Origin of the sequence: Prevotella sp. AGR2160 (assembly GCF_000424185.1) — a bacterium.
GTDB lineage: Bacteria > Bacteroidota > Bacteroidia > Bacteroidales > Bacteroidaceae > Prevotella.
Map to the genome: position 1 here is coordinate 198,969 of NZ_AUJK01000003.1, position 21,509 is coordinate 220,477.

General features: G+C 51.8%; 17 protein-coding genes and 1 tRNA gene. 1 reads left to right on the forward strand and 17 read right to left on the reverse strand.

The genetic code is table 11. The annotated features are described in order from the left end of the window. Positions 1-80: 80 nt before the first annotated feature. From G604_RS0103675 to G604_RS0103715, 9 genes are all read right to left on the reverse strand, one after another. Positions 81-758 carry a ribonuclease HII gene (locus G604_RS0103675; protein ID WP_028909381.1) on the reverse strand — a complete coding sequence of 226 codons (678 nt, stop codon included), beginning with the start codon at positions 756-758 and terminating at the stop codon, positions 81-83. A gap of 23 nt (positions 759-781) precedes the next feature. Continuing rightward, positions 782-1,996, reverse strand: a complete 1,215-nt coding sequence (locus G604_RS0103680; protein WP_028909382.1) for an aminotransferase class V-fold PLP-dependent enzyme — start codon at positions 1,994-1,996, stop codon at positions 782-784. A 9-nt stretch (positions 1,997-2,005) separates the two neighbouring features. Continuing rightward, on the reverse strand, positions 2,006-3,349 hold the full coding sequence (gene sufD, locus G604_RS0103685; RefSeq protein ID WP_028909383.1) for a Fe-S cluster assembly protein SufD: 1,344 nt from the start codon (positions 3,347-3,349) through the stop codon (positions 2,006-2,008). A gap of 153 nt (positions 3,350-3,502) precedes the next feature. After that, positions 3,503-4,255, reverse strand: coding sequence for a Fe-S cluster assembly ATPase SufC (sufC, locus tag G604_RS0103690; RefSeq protein WP_028909384.1), 753 nt, complete (start codon positions 4,253-4,255; stop codon positions 3,503-3,505). Between the two features lie 93 nt (positions 4,256-4,348). Continuing rightward, the gene (sufB, locus tag G604_RS0103695; RefSeq protein ID WP_028909385.1) at positions 4,349-5,794 is read right to left on the reverse strand and encodes a Fe-S cluster assembly protein SufB; all 1,446 of its coding nucleotides are present in this window, start codon (positions 5,792-5,794) and stop codon (positions 4,349-4,351) included. Positions 5,795-5,947: 153 nt separating this feature from the next. After that, positions 5,948-8,674, reverse strand: coding sequence for a translation initiation factor IF-2 (gene infB, locus G604_RS0103700; RefSeq protein ID WP_028909386.1), 2,727 nt, complete (start codon positions 8,672-8,674; stop codon positions 5,948-5,950). An 8-nt stretch (positions 8,675-8,682) separates the two neighbouring features. Next, positions 8,683-9,945: a transcription termination factor NusA gene (gene nusA / locus G604_RS0103705; protein ID WP_028909387.1), complete on the reverse strand. Its 1,263-nt coding sequence runs from the start codon at positions 9,943-9,945 to the stop codon at positions 8,683-8,685. A gap of 58 nt (positions 9,946-10,003) precedes the next feature. Further along, positions 10,004-10,471, reverse strand: coding sequence for a ribosome assembly cofactor RimP (gene rimP / locus G604_RS0103710; protein ID WP_028909388.1), 468 nt, complete (start codon positions 10,469-10,471; stop codon positions 10,004-10,006). Between the two features lie 201 nt (positions 10,472-10,672). Then, positions 10,673-12,337, reverse strand: a complete 1,665-nt coding sequence (locus G604_RS0103715) for a S41 family peptidase (RefSeq protein ID WP_028909389.1) — start codon at positions 12,335-12,337, stop codon at positions 10,673-10,675. Between the two features lie 156 nt (positions 12,338-12,493). On the opposite strand from G604_RS0103715, the gene G604_RS0103725 reads away from it, so the two are divergent. Continuing rightward, positions 12,494-12,567, forward strand: a tRNA-Asn gene (locus G604_RS0103725). A 471-nt stretch (positions 12,568-13,038) separates the two neighbouring features. Here G604_RS0103725 and G604_RS0103730 read toward each other — a convergent pair. From G604_RS0103730 to G604_RS0103765, 8 genes are all read right to left on the reverse strand, one after another. Then, complete coding sequence (locus tag G604_RS0103730; protein ID WP_028909390.1) at positions 13,039-13,521, reverse strand: hypothetical protein; 483 nt, start codon at positions 13,519-13,521, stop codon at positions 13,039-13,041. Then, positions 13,511-14,023: an RNA polymerase sigma factor gene (locus tag G604_RS0103735; protein ID WP_028909391.1), complete on the reverse strand. Its 513-nt coding sequence runs from the start codon at positions 14,021-14,023 to the stop codon at positions 13,511-13,513. Before G604_RS0103735 ends, G604_RS0103730 begins: the two co-directional genes overlap by 11 nt. Positions 14,024-14,100: 77 nt before the next feature. Next, entirely contained in the window at positions 14,101-14,874 is a 774-nt protein-coding gene (argB, locus tag G604_RS0103740; protein ID WP_028909392.1) for an acetylglutamate kinase, read from the reverse strand. Positions 14,875-14,880: 6 nt separating this feature from the next. Then, entirely contained in the window at positions 14,881-16,773 is a 1,893-nt protein-coding gene (gene speA / locus G604_RS0103745; protein WP_028909393.1) for a biosynthetic arginine decarboxylase, read from the reverse strand. An 18-nt stretch (positions 16,774-16,791) separates the two neighbouring features. Further along, complete coding sequence (locus G604_RS0103750) at positions 16,792-17,328, reverse strand: shikimate kinase (RefSeq protein WP_028909394.1); 537 nt, start codon at positions 17,326-17,328, stop codon at positions 16,792-16,794. Continuing rightward, a complete protein-coding gene (gene topA / locus G604_RS0103755; RefSeq protein ID WP_028909395.1) occupies positions 17,325-19,667 on the reverse strand; it encodes a type I DNA topoisomerase in 2,343 nt (780 codons plus the stop codon). The genes G604_RS0103750 and topA overlap by 4 nt, the downstream gene beginning before the upstream one ends. A gap of 142 nt (positions 19,668-19,809) precedes the next feature. Beyond that, the gene (locus G604_RS0103760; RefSeq protein WP_036904520.1) at positions 19,810-20,325 is read right to left on the reverse strand and encodes an NUDIX domain-containing protein; all 516 of its coding nucleotides are present in this window, start codon (positions 20,323-20,325) and stop codon (positions 19,810-19,812) included. A gap of 2 nt (positions 20,326-20,327) precedes the next feature. Beyond that, positions 20,328-21,506 (reverse strand): TlpA disulfide reductase family protein, encoded by a 1,179-nt coding sequence (locus G604_RS0103765; protein ID WP_028909397.1) that lies wholly within the window; start codon positions 21,504-21,506, stop codon positions 20,328-20,330. Positions 21,507-21,509: the final 3 nt, after the last annotated feature.

Here is a 21,509-nt window from a genome sequence, read left to right on the forward strand (position 1 = left end):
GCTGCAAAGTTACGAAAAATTCTTGACATACGGAAAGAAAAAATGACAAAAATCCGTATGTCCTCCAACGGCAAGAAAAATTAAAAATCCAACGACAATTCACCTCCGGAAAGGTTGAAACTCTTCCGATGATAAGGGGAGATGCCATGGAGGCGGATACCCTCACGGTGCTTCCTCGTAGGATAGCCTTTATTGCTTTGCCAGTCATAATAAGGATATTCCTCGGCAAGGCGGTCCATATAGTCATCACGGTAGGTCTTGGCCAGGATACTCGCCGCGGCAATATTCTGAAAACGGGCATCGCCATGGACCATACAAGTGTAGGGCAACGGCTCCTTCGCACGCTCCCCGGAAACGGTGACTACCCCACCCTCCTTGGTCGTCTCGTGCGCTCCCCCTTCCTTCAAAGGGAAATAAGGATCAAAACGGTTCCCGTCGATGAGCAGGGTCTCGGGGCGAACCCACAGCTGGTCCAGGGCACGGTGCATGGCGAGGAAAGAGGCATGGAGGATATTGATGCGGTCAATCTCCTCAGGCGTGACGATGCCTATGGCCCAGGCCACGGCATCCCGCTCGATCGTCTCCCTCAGGACATAGCGTTTCCTGGCCGTGAGTTTCTTACTGTCGTTAAGGTCGGGATTGTCATAGTCGGGCGGCAGGATGACGGCAGCAGCATACACGCTCCCCGCCAGACACCCGCGTCCCGCCTCATCACAGCCGGCCTCAACGACATCTTTCCGATAACAATTCTCCAACATTTTATTTGCCCTACGGTGGATCTTTAAAACATCTTTGAAACTCTCTTCACCCCTGCCACCAACGCGTCGATCTCTTCCTTCGTGTTGTATAAGGCAAAGGAAGCGCGGACGGTGCCGAGGATGCCGAGGCGGTCCATCAACGGCTGGGCACAATGGTGACCGGTACGTACGGCGATGCCAAGGCGGTCGAGGAGCGTGCCCATGTCCATGTGGTGAATATTCCCGACATTGAAGCTCACGACGGCGTCATGATGCTCTTTCGGACCGTAGATCTTCATGCCATCGATCTGCGAGAGCTGTTCCATGGCATAACGCGTCAGCTCCCGCTCATGAGCCTCGATCTGCTCCAGTCCGAGCTTATTCATATAGTCGATAGCCACAGCAAGGCCATGACTGGCGATATAGTCGGGTGTGCCGGCCTCAAACTTCAAAGGCGGGCGCTCAAAGGTGGTATGTTCGAAACTGACATGGTCGATCATCTCACCACCACCCTGGTACGGGGGCAGTTTGTCGAGCCAGTCCTCCTTACCGTAGAGAATACCGATGCCCGTGGGACCATACATCTTATGTCCACTGAAGACAAAGAAGTCGCAGTCCATATCCTGTACGTCAACCTTGAAATGCGGCGCACTCTGCGCACCGTCGACGAGGCACGGCACGCCATGCTCATGGGCGATACGCACGATCTCCTTCACGGGATTGATGGTACCGAGGACATTGCTCACCTGGGTGGCACAGACGATCTTTGTCTTCTCCGTGAAGAGTTGCTGATAAGCCTCAAGATCGAGGACGCCGTCATCACTCATCGGGATGACCTTCAGCACAATCCCCTTACGGCGGGCCTGCAACTGCCACGGCACGATATCACTATGATGCTCCATGACGGTGACGATGACCTCATCGCCCTCCTTCATGAAGTCCTCAGCGAAGGAGGAGGCCACGAGGTTGATACCCTCCGTAGTACCACGCGTGAAGACGATTTCCGTGGTCTTGGCGGCATGGATGAACTGGCGGACGGTCTCCCGGGCCTGCTCATGGAGCTCCGTGGCCTGCTGACTCATCCAGTGGACACCACGGTGCACGTTGGCATTGACGTTGAGATATTCCTCCCGCATGGCATCAAGGACACACAACGGCTTCTGCGTCGTCGCCGCATTGTCGAGATACACCAGTGGCTTGTCGTAGACATTCCGCGACAAGATCGGGAAGTCGTTTCTGATATCGTTGATATTATACATAATCACCAATTATTTACACAGATTGCAACCCTCGCACTTGTTCAGCTCACCACGGAACCGCTTCTCCACGAGGTAATGGAGGCGCTCACGGAGGGGCTCGAGGTCCATTTTGTCGATGACCTCATCGATGAAGGCAAACTCGAGGAGGAGCTTCGCCTCTTGCTCACTGACACCACGCTGTTCCATATAGAACAGGGCAGCATCGTCGAGCTGACCGACGGTAGAGCCATGGGAACATTTCACGTCGTCGGCATAGATCTCCAGCATCGGCTGGGTATACATCCGTGCCTGCTTCGTGGATACGAGGTTCTTATTCGTCTCCTGTGAGGTCGTCTTCTCCGCGCCATGGCGTACGAGAACCTTACCGGCGAAGGCACCGACGGCAGCATCGTTGACGACATATTTATAGAGCTCATTACTCGTGCAGTGACCCACCTGATGGTCGATGAGCGTGTTGTTGTCAACATGCTGGTGCTTGTCAGCGATGACACAGCCATTGCAATAGCACTCTGCTCCCTCACCCCTGAAGACGAGGTTGAGCATATTACGGGTCACGCCGTTATGGAGGGTGATGACATTATGCGTCACATGACTGTTGGCCTGCTGGTCGATATAGACATTGCTGACACGCGTATTCTTCTCATGCGTCTCCTCCAGACAGTTCAGTTCGAGATGGGCATTCTCACCGACAAAGGCCTCAATGACCTGGGTGGTGAGGAACTTCCGGTCGTCAGCGGCATGATCACAGAAGAGGAAGTTGGCCTGGGCTCCCTCATCGAGGACGATGAGGACCCGGCGGTTGACCATCAGGTCGACATCGGCACGGAGGATATTGATGACCTGGATACAACGGTCTACCTTCACGTTCTTCGGCACATAAACGAGGAGGCCATCCTCGGCGAGCATCGTGTTCAGCGCCGTCACGGCATCTTCGTCGCTCTTGGCGATCTTCGCGTAATAACGGCTGACGAACTCCGGGTCACGCTCGGCAACGGCGCGGAGGCTGTCGACGATGACACCCTCGGGGAGCTTCGTCTGCGGCAATGCCTTCGTGTAGAATGCGTCATTAACGATGAAATAGAGTGACGTACTCAGATTGGGCACATCACAACGGAAAGCCTCATAGGGATCGACAGGAATGTCTAAGCGGTTGACATTCACACCGTAATCGGGGGCGAAGAGCTCCGCCATATCCGTATATTTGTACCGCTCGACCTTACGGGAGGGGAAGCCCTGACGCCGGAAAGCCTCGAAGGCGGCATCACGCACGACATTCAGCGGTGCCGCGGAGTGGGCCTTCAGCGCTTCCTGCTGGTCCTGGTAGAGATCGATATATTGTTTTTCTGAAGTCATAACAATCACTATTTAATTTGATTCATCATTGATCCATTTGCAGGGGCCGTCCCTTGTGGCGGCCCGATGCCGGTACGGCATTCAAAATATTCCCGCTTTGATTCGGCGTTCCGCCGACGGGCCGCCACAAGGGACGGCCCCTGCAAGAGGATCCTATCCGTCAACCTCTTCCTTGATCCAGTCGTAACCTCGTTTCTCGATCTCCTTGGCGAGCTCGGGACCGGCGGTCTTGACGATACGGCCCTTGTAGAGGACGTGTACCACATTGGGCTTGATCATATCGAGGAGGCGCTCGTAATGGGTGATGACGATGATGGACTTCTCAGGAGTGAAGAGTTTGTTGACACCCTCAGCGACGATACGCATGGCATCGACATCGAGACCGGAGTCGGTCTCATCGAGAATGGACAGCTTCGGCTCGAGCATAGCCATCTGGAAGATCTCGTTACGCTTCTTCTCACCACCGGAGAAGCCTTCGTTGACGCTACGACGGGAGAGTTTCGGATCGAGTTCGACGATCTCACGTTTCTCACGCATGAGTTTCATAAACTCACCGGCCGTCAGTGGCTTCTCACCATTATACTCGCGCTTGGCATTGACGGCAGCCTTCATGAAATTCGTCATGGAGACACCGGGGATCTCTACGGGATACTGGAATGAGAGGAAGAGGCCCTCACGGGCGCGGTCCTCGGGCTTCATTGCCAGCAGATCCTTGCCGTTGAAGATGGCGGAGCCCTCGGTGACGGTATACAGGGGGTTACCCGTAAGGACAGCGGAGAGCGTAGACTTGCCTGATCCGTTAGGACCCATGATGGCGTGAATCTCTCCGTCCTTGACGGTGAGATTGATTCCTTTCAATATTTCTTTGCCAGCAATGGTGGCATGGAGATTTTTGACTTCAAGCATTTTTCTTATCGTTTTTATAGCGCGCTATAGATTGGTATAGATCGCTATAGTTGTGGTTCTATTGGGAGCTATTGGTTCTATCGGGAGCTATATCTATCCTACCGTTCCCTCGAGGCTGACGCTGAGGAGCTTCTGGGCCTCGACGGCGAACTCCATGGGGAGCTTGTTGAGGACCTCCTTGGCATAACCGTTGACAATCAGTCCGACGGCATCCTCCATGGGGATACCACGCTGGTTACAATAGAAGAGCTGATCCTCACTGATCTTCGACGTCGTCGCCTCATGTTCCACAACGGCGGTGTCGTTATGGATATCCATATACGGGAAGGTATGAGCGCCACAGTTGCTGCCGAGGAGCAGGGAGTCACAAGAGCTGTAGTTGCGGGCATTGTCGGCATTGGCGGTGGCACGGACGAGGCCACGGTAACTATTCTCGCTGTGGCCGGCAGAGATACCCTTGGAGATAATCGTACTCTTCGTATTCTTTCCCATATGGATCATCTTCGTACCCGTGTCAGCCTCCTGGTAGTTATTCGTCACGGCAACACTGTAGAACTCTGCCTGGGAGTTGTCGCCACGGAGCACGCAGGAAGGATATTTCCACGTGATGGCGGAACCCGTCTCCACCTGAGTCCAGGAGAGCTTGGAGTTGACGCCCCGGCAGTCGCCGCGCTTCGTCACAAGGTTCAACACACCACCTTTGCCATGTTCGTCACCGGGATACCAGTTCTGTACGGTAGAGTATTTCACCTCCGCGTTGTTCAGTACGACGATCTCCACAACAGCGGCATGGAGCTGGTTCTCATCACGCATCGGCGCCGTACAGCCCTCGAGATAAGAGACATAAGAGTCATCATCGGCGATGATCAGTGTACGCTCAAACTGACCCGTGTTACGGGCATTGATGCGGAAATAACTGCTGAGCTCCATCGGACAGCGCACGCCTTTCGGGATATAGACGAAGGAGCCGTCGCTGAAGACAGCACTGTTGAGTGCCGCACTGAAGTTATCCCTGTAGGGTACAACAGAGCCGAGATACTGACGGACGAGGTCGGGATGGTTCTTCACAGCCTCACCGATGGAAGAGAAGATAATACCCTTCTCGGCGAGCTGCTTCTTAAAGGTCGTCTTCACGGATACAGAGTCCATGATGGCATCGACAGCCGTACCGCTGAGGGCCAGACGCTCCTCCAAGGGGATGCCGAGCTTGTCGAAGGTCTTCTCCAGCTCCGGGTCGATCTCCTTGTTCTGAGGTTTCTTCGCCATCGGGTCAGCATAATAGGAGATCTCCTGGAAATCGATCTCAGGGACATGGACATGCCCCCAGTGAGGCACCGGCAGCGTCTTCCAGTAACGGTAGGCCTTCAGACGGAAATCGAGGAGCCAGTCGGGCTCTCCCTTCTTCTGGGAGATGAGCCTGACGACATCCTCGTTGAGTCCCTTCGGAATGACCTCGGTGTGTATGTCTGTGGTGAAGCCGTACTCGTATTTCTTCTCGGCGACTTCCCGGACAAATTCGTTTTCTTTCATCTGTGCCATTTCTGTTTCCTTTCTGTTTCGAAATTGCAGACAAAAAATGTACCAGCCCGGGGGCTGGTAACATTTGTGATATATTTATTGTGAAACCTTGCGCTTGCAAAGCGCAAGCACCCGACGGCAAGCCATACGGGGGGGGGGGGGGGGTGAGGCTCTTTACAGTTTCTGCTCCACCTCAATCTCGGTGAAGGTCTCGATGACATCGCCGACCTGGATATCATTGAAGTTGACAAGACTCAGACCACATTCGAGACCGGTAGCGACCTCCTTGACATCATCCTTGTAACGCTTCAGGGCGTTGATGGCTGCCGTCTTGATGACGATACCGTCACGGACCACATGGGCCTTGTCCTTGTTATGGACCTTGCCCTCGGTGACAAGACCACCGGCGATAGTACCGACCTTCGAGATCTTGAAGACCTGTTTGACCTCCACCTCTCCGGTGACGACCTCCTTCTTGACCTTGTCAAGCATACCGACCATGGCACTCTTGACATCATCGATGGCATCGTAGATGATGGAATAGGTATTGATCTCCACACCCTCACGATCGGCGAGCTTACGGGCATCGGACGACGGACGGACCTGGAAACCGACGATGATCGCGTCGGAAGCACTGGCGAGCATGACATCATTCTCCGAGATCTGACCGACAGCCTTGTTGATGACATTCACCTGGACCTTCTCCGTAGACAACTTGATGAAGGAGTCGGACAGGGCCTCAACGGAACCGTCGGTATCACCCTTGACGATAATATTCAACTCGTGGAACTCACCACGTGCGATACGGTGACTGATATCACCGAGCGTCAGACGCTTCTGCGTACGCAGGCTCTGCTCACGCTGCAGCTGTTCACGCTTATTGGCAATCTCACGGGCCTCCTGCTCGGAATCGAGGACATGGAAACTGTCACCGGCCGTAGGTGCGCCGTTAAGACCTAGGATGATGGCGGGATCAGCGGGACCAGCCGACTCGATACGGGCATTACGCTCGTTGAACATGGCTTTGATACGTCCCCAGGATGTACCGGCGATAACAATATCACCGACCCGGAGGGTACCATTGCTCACGAGAACCGTAGAGACATAGCCACGACCCTTATCAAGAGAAGACTCGATGACGTTACCCGTGGCCTTACGGTTTGGGTTGGCCTTGAGATCGAGCATGTCGGCCTCGAGGAGCACCTTATCCATGAGGTCGTCGACACCGATGCCCTTCTTGGCACTGATCTCCTGACACTGGTACTTACCACCCCACTCTTCGACGAGGAGGTTCATATTGGCCAGGTCCTCACGGATCTTGTCGGGGTTGGCTCCCGGCTTATCAATCTTGTTGATGGCGAAGACCATCGGCACGCCGGCAGCCTGACAGTGGGCGATAGCCTCCTTCGTGGTAGGCATCACGGAGTCGTCGGCGGCGATGATGATGATGGCGATATCCGTCACCTGGGCACCACGGGCACGCATGGCCGTGAAGGCCTCATGACCCGGCGTATCGAGGAACGTCACCTTACGGCCGTTCTTCAACGTCACGCTGTAAGCACCGATATGCTGCGTGATACCACCGGCCTCACCGGCGATCACATTGGTATTGCGGATATGGTCGAGGAGCGAAGTCTTACCATGATCGACATGACCCATGACGGTGACGATCGGGGCGCGCGGCACGAGATCGTTCTCATCGTCCTCCTCCTCGCTGATGGCCTCCTGGACCTCGGCACTGACATACTCGGTCTTGAAGCCGAACTCCTCAGCCACGAGGTTGATGGTCTCGGCATCGAGGCGCTGGTTGATAGACACCATAATGCCTACTCCCATAAGGGTCCCGATAACCTTTGTCACCGGTACGTTCATCATCGTGGCAAGCTCACTGACGGTGACAAACTCCGTCAACTTCAGCACCTTACTCTCTTTCTTCTCCTGCTTAGCCTCCTGCTCAAGCTTCTCCTGGACAGCCTCACGCTTCTCCTTACGGTACCGGGCGCCTTTCTTGTTCTGGTTCTGCTTGTTCGTCAGACGGGCCAGCGTCTCCTTCACCTGCTTGGCAACATCCTCCTCACTGACTTCCTGAGGCTTGTTGTTACCACCACGGTTGCGGTTACGCTTGCGGTTCTTCTTACTGCCGCCCTGTGGCTGAGGTTGGTTGGCCGCGGCATTGATGTCGACACGCTCCTTGTTGATACGGACACGCTTCTTGCGTTCACCATTATGCACCTGGCCATTCTTCTCCTCACGCTCCCGGCGACGCTCCTCCTTAGACTTCTTCTTCGGACGAGTGCTCTGGTTGAGCGATGAGAGATCGATCTTACCCAGTACGGTAGGACCAGCGGTCTGAATCTTCTTCTCACTCTTCAGAGTGAAAACTTTCTGTTCTGCAGGTTTGTCTGTCATCTTATTTTCAGCAGGTTGTTGGGGATTATCGGAAGTGGCCACCGGCACAGCAGACGCTGCGGGCTTGACAGGTTTCGGGGAAGCCTTCTGACTGACGGCAGCAGTCGCCGACTTGCCCGGTGCAGAGTTTTTATGGACATCAGACTTCCCGACAGCCTTCGGCTTGCCGACAGTGCTGAGATCGATCTTACCCAGCGGCGTGAACTTCTGCACTTTCGCCAACTGCTGCTTCTCAGTCTTCGCCTCGGCTTTCTTCTTTTCCGAAGCCTCCTTCTTGTCCTGAGTCTTTTTCTGCGTGAGCTTCTCGGCCTGGCTGCGGACCTCAGCATCCTGCTTGAAGGCCTTCTCCAAGGCATGATACTGCCCGTCATTGAGCTTAAAGCTCAATTCGGGCTTGAATTTGCCGAGCTCACTCCTCTTTTCCAGGAATTCAACTGCCGTCTGAAATCCTATGTTTAACTCTCGTATTGCTTTGTTTAATCTGATGCTCATTAAAATGTTTAATTTTCGAATTCTGCTTTTAATACTTTAATCACATTGTCTACCGTCTCCTCTTCGAGGTCTGCCTTTTCTACCAGCATCTCGCGCGGAGCATTGAGAACCTGACGGGCGGTCTCCAAACCAATACCCTTGATGGCATCGATGACCCACTGGTCAATCTCATCGGAGAACTCATCGAGATAGATATCATCCACCTGCTGACTCGGATCGATCTCACGGAAGACATCAATGGTGTAACCGGTAAGCATAGAGGCGAGTTTGATATTCATACCACCCTTACCGATGGCCAGACTGACTTCCTCCGGACGGAGATAGACTTCGGCCTTTTTGTTTTCCTCATCGACATTCATCGAGGAGATCTTTGCCGGAGCAAGGGCACGCTGAATGAAGAGTTTCGTATTATCCGTATAGTTGATCACATCGATATTCTCGTTGCCCAACTCACGGACAATACCATGCACACGACTACCACGAACACCAACGCAAGCGCCGACGGGATCGATACGCTCGTCGAACGTCTCCACAGCGACCTTCGCACGTTCTCCCGGCATACGGGCCACACGACGGATCGCGATCAGACCCTCACTGATCTCCGGCACCTCTGCTTCGAGCAGACGCTCAAGGAATTTCGGGGAGGTACGGGAGAGGATAATCTTCGGGTTGTTGTTCTCGTTGTCGACACGCTCAATGACGGCACGCACGGTCTCACCCTTCCGGTACTGGTCAGAAGGAATCTGCTCACTCTTGGGAAGGATAAGTTCGTTGTTCTCATCATCGACCACGAGGACCTCACGCTTCCATACCTGATAGACCTCACCGGAGATAACCTCACCCACACGGTCCTTATATTTATTATATAAGGTGTCATGCTCGAGCTCCAGGATCTTCGAGGCAAGGGTCTGACGGAGGTTCAGGATAGCACGGCGACCGAACTTAGCGAAGTCGATGCGCTCACTGACCTCCTCACCGACCTCATAGTCGGGTTCGATCTTCCGAGCCTCAGTGAGGGAGATCTCCTTGTTCTCATCCTGTACCTCGCCATCGGCGACAACAGTACGATTGCGGTAGATCTCGAAGTCTCCCTTATCAGGGTTGACAATGACGTCGAAATTTTCATCACTGCCATAGATCTTTGCCAGCACATTGCGGAAACTCTCCTCCAGGACGCTGACGAGGGTGGTACGATCGATGTTCTTGGTCTCTTTGAACTCACGGAACGTATCGATCATGTTCGGGGTATCATCTTGCTTTTTTGTTGCCATTGTATATTATTTTTTCTTTTTTTCCTTTCGTTTTGAGGCGGAATCGTTCCCGCCGGGGTTATTTGAAATTAATGACGTACTTGGTGTACTTGACATGATCCATCTGGTAGGTGTGGTCGACATCCATCTTCACGGGACGCTTCTTACCCTCGACCTTCACCTTCTCGTTGACGGTGACGACGAAGTCATTGCCATCGACGCTCTTCAGCGTGCCCTGGACCTTACGGCCCTCGGCATCCATGACCTCCACTTCCTTACCGATGAAATTGATATACTGCTGCGGCACCTTGAACGGCTGTCCAAGGCCAGCGGAGCCCACCTCAAGCTCATAGTCCTCATCATCACGGGAGAGATGATCCTCAATGTAACGGCTGAGCTCTACACAGTCTTCAATCCACACACCATCGGCATGGTCGATCTCGACAACAATCTTGTTATCGGGACTGATCTGAATGTCTACGAGGAAGTATTCCTTGTCCTCAAGCCACTGGTCAACGATTTTCTTTACGACGTTTTTGTCAATCATATATGAATCCTATTAAAAAGAAATGAGGAACTCTCTCGGAGTCCCTCATTCCACTGAACGTTTGCAAAATTAACAAAAAATTCCCACCCGTCCAAATCTTTTTCCATATTTCTTTGCGTAGGGACATAATTTATTATGTTCCGCCCGTGATGCGGAACATGATGAATCATGCCCCTACGGCAGTTTTACTTTTTTACTTTTTTAATTTTTTAATTTTCCCAACAGCTTCTTATACCTTGCACTGTCGTCGATAACCTTCTCTGCCTCCTGAAACTGCTTGTCATAGCGCAGTCCCTGTTCGATGGCTCCCTTCTGGTAATAATAGGCGGCAACGATATCGGCCTCAAGGAGTTGTTTGATCTTTCCCTTGTTGAAATCAAGATCTTTTGCCACATTATGTTTCAACTTTTCCTGCAAGGCATCAAACTCCGGTTTGGCATCATCATAATAGCCCTCAAATTTCGCCAATTTAACGAGATCCTTGAGGTATTTCTCCGTCTCACGGTCATACTTGAAATTACTCTTCAGCACACGGGCCTTAAAGTCGGCATAGTCGGCATCAGAGAGTACGAAGTTCTTCGGCTGCGCGATGGTAGGATGCTTGGCGATATAGTCGACAACATAGTTCAACATCACCTCACTGCTATCCCTGGCACTGGCAAGGTAATAGGCGATATTCGGCAAGGAGTCCGGTTCGACTTCCACGTCAGGCTTGATACCACCACCGTCACGTACCTCACGGCCGTCGGCGGTATGGAACACATGCGTCAGCGAGTCGGCGACATGCTCCACATAGCCGCCATGGGCATGCTTGTAGTTGATAGCCTGGATGCAACGGCCCGAGGGAATATAGTATTTCGCCGTCGTGAGTTTCAACTGGCCATTGTAGACGATGTCTACAGGTGTCTGCACAAGGCCCTTACCGAAGGTTCGTGTACCGAGGATGACAGCACGGTCAAGGTCCTGGAGACTGCCACTGGTGATCTCACTGGCACTCGCCGTATTCTCGTTGACGAGGACGACGATGGGCATCACAGTGTCAATGGGCTCCACCGTGGTTTTGTAGTCACGGTTCACACGATCCAGACGGCCCTTGATCTTCACGATGGAGATGCCCTTGGGTACAAACATGTTGACAATATTCACCGCCTCCTGTACCGATCCGCCGCCATTGTTGCGCAGGTCGAAGACGAGGGCTTTCGCACCCTGTTTCTTCAGGTCTATAAAGGCACGGCGCACATCCTTCGAGCAGTTCTCCGTGAAAGAGGTAAGACTAAGATAGCCGATATGATCGTTCACTATCCCATAATAAGGCAACGAGGGCATTTGGATAGCCCGCCGTGTGATCTTCATCTTCATCACCTTTCCCGTCGAGGGGCGCTTGATACGGATAACGAACGACGACCCGGCCTCACCCCGCAGATGACTGCTCACATAGCTCACGTCTTTGTCCGTCATCGTCGTGTCGTCAATACTCAGGATGATATCACCTTTCTTCAAACCGGCCTCAGCGGCAGGCATCCCCTCATAAGGCTCGTCGATAACGACGCGCTGAAGCTGTTGATTATAACGGATGAGCGACCCCACTCCGGCATATTTGCCCGTGAGCATCGTCTTGAGATTCTTCACGTCATTCTCGGGATAGTAGACGGTATACGGGTCAAGACTCTTGAGCATGGCCGTAATGCCGTTGCCAATGACTTCATTGGCATCAAGCGTATCGACATACATCAGGTCGAGATATTTATAGATATCGGTGAAGATCTCCATATTCTTCGACGCGTCGAAATGCCGGTCGTGGTCAGTCTGTGCGCCTGCCGGCAATACAGCCAACAAGGCGAAAAGAAAAGCGATGATCTGTTTCATGACTGCAAAAGTAACATATAAAAGCGGTATAACCATCAAAAACGGGGAAAATTTTCAGAAAATTCATCTTTTTCTCAAAAAAGTCAAGAAAAAATTTGCACGGATAAAAAAATGTTCTTACCTTTGCACTCGCAATTCAGCAATGAAGAGCAACATGCTTCAATAGCTCAGTTGGTTAGAGCACCTGACTGTTAATCAGGGGGTCGTTGGTTCAAGCCCATCTTGAAGCGCTGAAAAAGGAACTACCGCAAGGTGGTTCCTTTTTGCGTTCCATAAGAAAAGGCACAAAAAAAAGGTTGGTATTTTCACAAACACCAACCTTGATTTTCGATAACTAACTTTTCACAAAAGATTCATGTTTTTATAGACTTTACTTGTCTTTTAAAATACAGTATCACTACTGGAAATATCTTCGTTTCGTTTCGAAATATCAACCTTTTCATTTATCTGTTCGCAAAGATACGAATAATCTCATAAACCTCCAAATCTTTTCCGTCTTTTTTCAAAATATTTTACAAAAAAATCTACTACCCTCTATCGCTCCCTCCTTACAAATCCAACTATAACGAATAAGGGCTACCAATAAAATTGGCAGCCCTTTTCTACGTTAGTATGTTATGAAAAATTTGAGAGAATCTGAAACTTCACAGTTTCGAAATTGTTTTACTAAACATGATTTTATAGAGAAAGCATAGAAATATCTACTGGATAGCAGTATTCGTAGGGGTTGTAGAACCGATACTGCTCTGTTGAAGACTGTCTATCGTGGTGGAGTCCTCGTTGACAGCCGTACTGGCGCCCTTCATGATCTCCATGCCCGGCATATTGTCGGAAGCGGGGTCATTACTCTTATAAGGCATCTGTGCAGCATTGCCGAGGACAAGGAAGATGGCAACGACGGCTGCTGCCTTGAAGAGGGGCATGAGGCGCTGGCGCATCGGGATGACGCGAGCCTTTACGGGCGTAGCCTCTTGAATCTTGGCCCGGATCTTCTCATCAAAATCATCTCCCAGCACATCCACCTTGGGCTCTTCTGCCAGATAGGCAAAGAGGCTGCGATAGGGCTGAAACTCTGCCGGCACATCCTCCTGGCTGAAAAAAGCGCGGAGGATCTCCTCTTCTTCCAGTGTCGTCTGCCCGTCAAAATAACGGTCCATGAGTTGATTGATGTATTTATAATCCATAACGGTCAAATTTCTTGAAGTTCTGCTTCACTGTCTGGCGGGCCCGGAAGATATTGACTTTTACCTGTTCTTCCGTAATACCCAGGATAACAGCGATCTCCTTGTAACTCTTCCCTTCGAAATCGCGGAGCTGCATGCAGCTCCGCTGCTTCTCGGGTAAATCGTCTACGAGCTTTTTCACCGCCAGGATCTCATCCTTTTGCTGCATCTGCTCATAGGGATTGGAGGTGTGGTCGGGTCGCTCTATCGGACTTTCATCCAGACTTCTGACTTGGTTATCGTGCAGTTTTTTGCGATCGAGAGCGAGGTTTCTCGCGATGGTGAGACTATAGGCCTCTATAGAGTCGATATGGTCCCAATTGTCGCGGTTGTTCCAGACCTTGACCAGTGTATCCTGCGTAATGTCTTCCGACTCTTCTCTATTGAGCGTAATGCGAAGCGCTACTCGATAGATGATATTCTTGAGCGGCAAGATGTCGTTGGTAAAACTGATCTTTTTCATCCTCTCTATTATTAACGACGACTATAGGAGTCGAAAGTTACAAGTTTCGTTGATTTTCTCCCAAATTTAACGTTTTTTTATTTTCTGATCATGGTGCCGTGTTTCCCGTCGATGGCGGTAGCGAGGGTGATGTTGACGGCCTTAACACCAGCTCGGACGGCAGCGAGGGCATTTTCTATCTTCGGCAGCATACCACCGGAGACGACGCCCTCTGTCTTCAGGTGTTCGAAATCTGCGGGAGTGATTGTCGGGATGACACTGTCGTCATCATCGGGATCACGGAGCACGCCCTTTTTCTCGAAGGCATAGACGAGGGTCACGTCATAATACGGCGCAAGGGCCTTGGCGGTCTCCGAGGCGATAGTATCGGCATTGGTGTTGAGGATCGAGCCCTTTCCGTCGTGTGTCAGCGGTGCCATCACGGGGGTAACACCCTCCTCGATGAGTGTCTGGAGCATACGGCCGTTAACTTTCTCGACATCGCCGACGAAACCAAAATCGACGCCATCCTTCACGGGACGGCGGTGACTGCGGATGACATCCATGTCAGCACCCGTCAGACCGAGGGCATTGACACCGGAGGCTTGCAGACGGGCCACGAGATTCTTGTTGACGAGACCGCCATAGACCATCGTCACGACTTCAAGCATATCGGCATCGGTGATCCGGCGTCCACCGACCATCTTACTCTCGATGCCGAGGGCGGCAGCGATCTTTGTAGCACGGCGCCCGCCACCATGGACGAGGACCTTACGGCACGGGATGGCCGCGAAATCAGCCAACAGACGTGTCAACCGGTCAGTATCCTCCACAATGGCGCCACCGACCTTCACAACAAACAATTTTTCCATATTTTTTTACTCCAGATACGTATATCCGTACAGCCCCGAACGATAGGTACTGAGGAATTCCTTGCCTTCATCGAGCGACAGCTTACCTTCCTTGACACTCTTCGTCACCCACTGTTCGAGACGTCGTACGAGTTTCTTCGGGTTGTACTGCACATACTCCAAGACTTCCTCCACCGTCTCACCATCGATGATCTGATCAATATGATAATTACCGTCCTTCACACTGATATGAGCGGCATTCGTGTCACCGAAGAGGTTATGCATGTCACCGAGAATCTCCTGATAGGCACCGACGAGGAACACGCCGATATAATACGGTTCACCGGGGCGGACAGTATGAACGGGCAGCACATTCGACTGCGTGCCGTTGACGGCGAAGTTGGCCACCTTGCCGTCACTGTCGCAGGTAATATCCTGCAGCGTACAGTTGCGCGTCGGCCGTTCGTTGAGTCGCTCGATAGGCATGATCGGAAAGAGCTGATCGATGCCCCAGCAATCGGGGAGACTCTGGAAGAGGGAGAAGTTGCAGAAATACTTGTCCGCCAACAGTTTGTCAAGGCCCTTCAACTCGTCGGGGACATGCTTGAGGGTCTTGCAAATGGCGTTGATCTCATGGCATACGCTCCAATACATCGCCTCCACCTCAGCACGCGTCTTCAGATCAACCATGCCATGGGCGAAGAGGTCGAGACAGTCCTCACGAATCTGATCAGCATCATGCCAGTCCTCCAACATCGACTTCGGACTGAGGTGGTCCCAGATCTCATAGAGGTCCTTCACAAGTTGATGGTCACTCTCCTTGGCCTCAAACTCCTCTGGCATCTCGGGCAATGAGGCGACACCGAGGACATCGAGGACGAGGACGGAGTGATGGGCGGCAAGGGAGCGGCCGCTCTCCGTGATGATATTCGGATGGGGGATATTGTTCTTATTGGCTATATCTACGAAAGCATAGACACAGTCGTTGATATACTCCTGGATGGAATAATTCACGGAACTCTCACTGTTGCTCGAGCGCGTACCATCATAGTCGACACCGAGACCACCGCCACAGTCGACATACTCGATGTTGTAGCCCATCTTCCGGAGATTGACATAATATTGTCCGGCCTCCGTGAGGGCGTTCTGGATGCGGCGGATCTTCGTGATCTGTGAACCGATATGGAAATGGATAAGTTTCACACAGTCGTGGAGACCGACACTGTCAAGTTTCTCCAAAGCCTGCAGGAGTTCCGACGGCGTGAGACCAAATTTCGAGGCGTCTCCACCACTTTCGGCCCATTTGCCGGAGCCGGAACTGGCGAGTTTGATGCGGATGCCGAGATTTGGCTTCACATGGAGACGCTCAGCGGTACGGGCAATGACATCAATCTCATTGAGTTTCTCAACGACGATGAAGATACGCTTACCGAGCTTCTGGGCCAGCATGGCGAGTTCGATATAGCTCTCATCCTTATATCCATTGCAGATGATCAGCGAGTTACTCTTGCACTGTACGGCAATAACGGCATGAAGCTCAGGCTTTGAGCCAGCCTCCAGACCGAGGTTGAACTTCGCGCCATGGGAGATGATCTCGTCGACAACAGGCTGCATCTGGTTGACCTTGATGGGATAGATGATATAGCTCTCACCCTTAAAATCATACTCCTTACGCGCCTTGTCGTAGCACGATGCCATCTTCTCAATACGGTTGTCGAGGATATCCGGGAAACGAAGGAGCACCGGCGGCTGCACATCACGCAGGGCGAGCTCATCCATCACGTCACGCAGATCGATCTGTGTATTATCCTTACAAGGGGTGACATAAACGTCTCCTTTCTCGTTGATACCGAAATAGGAAGTTCCCCATCCATTGATATTATAGAGTTCTTTAGAGTCCTCTATCGTCCACTTTTCCAACTGTAATATGATTTTAAGTTATTTCTTTTCCAACTGAAGCAGCTCTTCGAGTTTCTCCACGGAAATCTTGATCTTGTCATAATTGTCCATCAGACAGACATCGAGGGTATACTTTGCCTTCGAATAATAAGGCTCACGCTGTCGCAACTGCTCGCGGACGAATGTCTGTACCTCTTCCGACGTCTTGTTGAGCAACAACGGACGGACCGTCTTGCCCATCTTCAGATGGCCGTACAGCACCTCGGGGGTCGCCTTCAGATAAACGGTATCGCCCTGTTGGTTCATATAGTCCATATTATCGAAGAAACACGGTGTGCCTCCTCCACAGGAAAGGACGACATTCTCAAACTCCGCCACTTCATGGAGGAGGTTATGCTCGATCTTGCGGAAACCTTCCTCGCCTCGCTCGTCGAAGAGCTCCTTCACGGTCTTGCGCATACGGTTCTCGATATACCAGTCGAGGTCATAGAACTCCAGACCGAGGTCCTTCGCCAGGGCGCGGCCGACGGTCGTCTTGCCGGCACCCATATAACCGATGATGATGATCCGTTTCATTTCTTTGCCGTTCTGGTTCTTCTCATTCTTGTCTTCGGTTCCGGAGCTTTGGCAATAATATCCTTACACTGCTCATAGGTCAGCGCCTCCGGCTTCTCGGCGAGGCTCTTCGGCATGATCTTATAGTTGCGGCCGTCATAGGCAATATACGGACCAAAACGACCATTAAGAATCTCCATCTTGTCGTCCTCGGGGAATGTCTTGATATGGCGTTTCTTCTCCGCCTCCCGCTTCTTGATGACAAGGGTGATCGCCTCCTCCAGACTCATCTTCATCGGGTCGAGGGTCTTCGGGACAGAAACATATTTCTTGTTATGGAGGACATAAGGGCCAAAACGTCCGGCACCAATCGTTACCGGCGTACCCTCGAAATTACCGACGGTACGAGGAAGTTTGAAGAGTTCGAGAGCCTCACTGAGCGTGATGCGCTCCATGCTCTTATCCTTCGGGATCTGCGCAAACTTTGGCTTCTCCTCATCCTCAGCGGTACCGATCTGTACCACAGGACCATAACGGCCAATTTTCACAAAGACGGGACGGCCACTCTGTGGATCCTTGCCGAGCTCACGCTCACCGGCCTTGTGCTCGCTGCGGGCATTCAGCACCTTCTCCACCGTCGGCTCAAAATGCTTGTCGAAATCCTTCAGCATCTGGTGCCACTCTTCCTTGCCTTCAGCAATCTGGTCGAACTGTTGTTCCACCTTCGCGGTAAAGTTATAATCCATGATTTCCGGGAAGTTCTTCATCAGGAAGTCATTGACGACGATTCCGATGTCCGTCGGCAACAACTTTCCCTTATCGGACCCGGCCATCTCATGTTTCTCCGTATGACTGACCGCATCGTCCTTGAGCGTATCGATGGTATAGACACGATCCTCTCCGGGACGATCACCCTTTATGACATATTCGCGCTGCTGAATCGTGGAGATCGTCGGCGCATAGGTAGATGGACGACCGATGCCCAGTTCCTCGAGTTTATGAACGAGACTGGCCTCAGTAAAGCGTACGGGTCCCTGGGAGAAACGCTCCGTGGCCGTTACCTCTTGACGCGTCAGCACATCACCACGCTTCATGGCGGGGAGCATGCGGAGATTGTCATCCTGCGAAACCTCATCATCGGTGGATTCACGGTAAACTTTCAGGAAACCGTCAAAAGCGACGACTTCACCAGTAGCCACGAAATGCTCGTCAGCACCGCTGATATTGATAAGAGCCGTTGTCTTCTCCAACTGTGCATCAGCCATCTGGCAGGCAGCGGTACGCTTCCAAATCAGGTTGTAGAGACGTTTCTCCTGGTTTGTACCGTCAATTTCCTGATCCGACATAAATGTAGGGCGGATGGCCTCATGAGCTTCCTGAGCGCCCTTGGAATGCGTATGATAGGTACGGGGCTGACTGTACTCCTTACCCCAGAGCTTGATAATCTCATCTTTACTCGTATTAATAGCCAATGACGAGAGATTCACAGAGTCGGTTCGCATATACGTGATCTTTCCCGCTTCATAGAGACGCTGGGCGACCATCATCGTCTGCGACACGGTGAAACCGAGCTTTCGCGCTGCTTCCTGCTGCAGCGTAGAAGTGGTAAAGGGAGGTGCCGGAGAACGATGTAACGGCTTCTTCGTCACACTGTCAACGGTGAATGTGGCATTCGTGAGTTTATCGAGGAAAGTGACAACCTCGGCATGGGTCTTAAAACGGCGGTCCAGCTCTGCCTTTACCTCACTCGTCTTACCGTCGGAGGAGAGGACAAAAATGGCAGTAACGCGATAGTAAGGTTCACTTTTAAAAGCTTGAATCTCCCGTTCACGCTCTACAATAAGACGGACGGCAACACTCTGCACACGACCGGCACTCAGCGCCGGCTTCACCTTACGCCATAACACCGGGGAGAGTTCAAAACCAACTAAACGGTCAAGGACACGACGGGCCTGCTGGGCATTGACAAGATTCATATCCAGATGACGAGGATGCTGGATAGCATCGAGAATGGCTGGTTTAGTGATCTCATGGAAGACAATACGACTCGTATGGGTCTCATCAAAACCGAGGACCTCACAGAGATGCCACGAGATGGCCTCTCCCTCACGATCCTCATCGGAAGCCAGCCATACCTTCCGTGCTTTCTTGGCATTTTCACGAAGTTCAGCAACGACATTCCGCTTGTCTTCCGGAATCTCATAATGCGGTTCCATCGTCGCCTTGTCTATACTGAGTTCCTTACGCTTCAGGTCGCGGATATGTCCGTAAGAGGACATCACCTTGTAATCCTTGCCCAAGAACTTCTCTATGGTCTTGGCCTTCGCCGGGCTCTCTACAATAACCAGATTTTCTTGCATATTTCGCTTACCTTATATTTTTCTCGGCACAAAAGTAAGCAAAACTTTTCCTTATACCTTATTATATAGAAGAAAATTTTGGTTTTTTAATATTTTTAACGGCTCGTCTTCACCGTAGGGACATGATTGATCATGTTCCGTCCTATCGCCCTAAATATTGATGCAACCCCTGACGGACGGAACGGAGGCCAAACTGTTCCGTCTTGATCTCAGCTTTGGGAATCCAAAGATATCCCGCGGCATCATCGGCAGCATGGACGACAGAAAGATCGCGGACCTGACAACGATAGAACATATCCAGCGTGTGAATATCCATGCCACTGTAACGGTAAAGATTCGGGATACTGAAGAGATAGTCGACATGCGTCACGTCAAGGCCCGTCTCCTCTTTCACCTCGCGGATCATTCCCGCCTCACCCGTCTCATCCATATCGACGAAGCCACCGGGGAGGTCGAGAGTCCCTTTGCCGGGATCATTCTTCCGGCGGACGACAAGGAGCTCTCCCTTCTCGTTCTCAATGAGGGCTACCGTGGCACTACTCGGATTAGCATAATAGATGAATCCGCAGTTCTCACAACGCTTGCTCTTCTCATTGTTCTCCACAAAATGGGACGAGCCGCAGACAGGACAAAATTTGAAATGATCTAATGGATGCATAATTATAACAGACTTTGTATATACGCGTCGAGATTATCGATCTGGACATCACGCTTCTGTAGGGTATTGTTCTTATCGATGATAAAGAATGTCGGGACATCCTGAACATTATACGCCTGAACACTACGGCCCTGGATACCATCCTCGTCACGCACACAGATCCACGGCAGCGCTGCCGTCTGCGTCTTCCAGAAATGCTCATCGGGATCAACGGACACCTGATAGATCTCAAAGCCTCGACTATGATACTTATTATAGAGGTCTCGCATCAACATAATCTGACGCATACTCTCCTTATTGGCAAAGAGATGGAACTCCAACATGACAACCTTCCCCTTGAGGTCGGTGAGATGGCGCAGGTCACCGTGGTTGTCGTAGAGTGGCAGATCGATACAACCAGCAACACTGGCCTTAGAGGCGTCGATCTGAGTCTCCTGCTGGTTCGCTTGCATGATACGCTGATCCTTCATACCCTCCAACGCGATATTGTGGAGATTCTGACCACGGGCTGCCCCTGGATAATAACTGTCCCAACTCGTGGCGACAGCAGCATAGACCTTCACGTCATCCTTCGACGCACGGGGGTTGAAGATGAGATTCACCATTCCGTTGAGGGTATAGGTCTGGAAGAGGGCGTAATAGGCATAGGCCTTCATCGGCTCCTTGAAAATATAGTTGCGCATGACCTTATCCTTATACTGCGCGAGAAGCTGGCCGATGGCCGCCTGCGTCTGGTCCATACTCAGATTCGGATTAGCCACGACGGCATTGATCTGACCCTGGAGGCGCATCTGCATATACGTCAGTTCTTGAATCTTCGTGCACTCGTCGGAACCGCTGACATCGTAGTTGGCAGCCATCGTAGGATAGGTGGCATTGACCGTCACCGTCTCCGTAGAATCGATAGCCAAGGAGATAAACTGCCCGGCAATACGCAGACGGTAAAAATCGGGCGTGATGGTGTCAAGGGCATTCTCATCAAACTGGAAACTGCCGTCATCGCCAAGCTTCACGGAGTCGACCTTTACAGGACCATCGAGACCAATATTCTCAAGATAGAGCATGGAGTCCTTTGCATTCTTGATCGATCCATTGATATGGAACTTACGATTATGACAAGAGGTCATCAGCAAGGCAGCAACACAGAGAACGACTGCCCACAGGTAGCGGTTTATCTTCATACG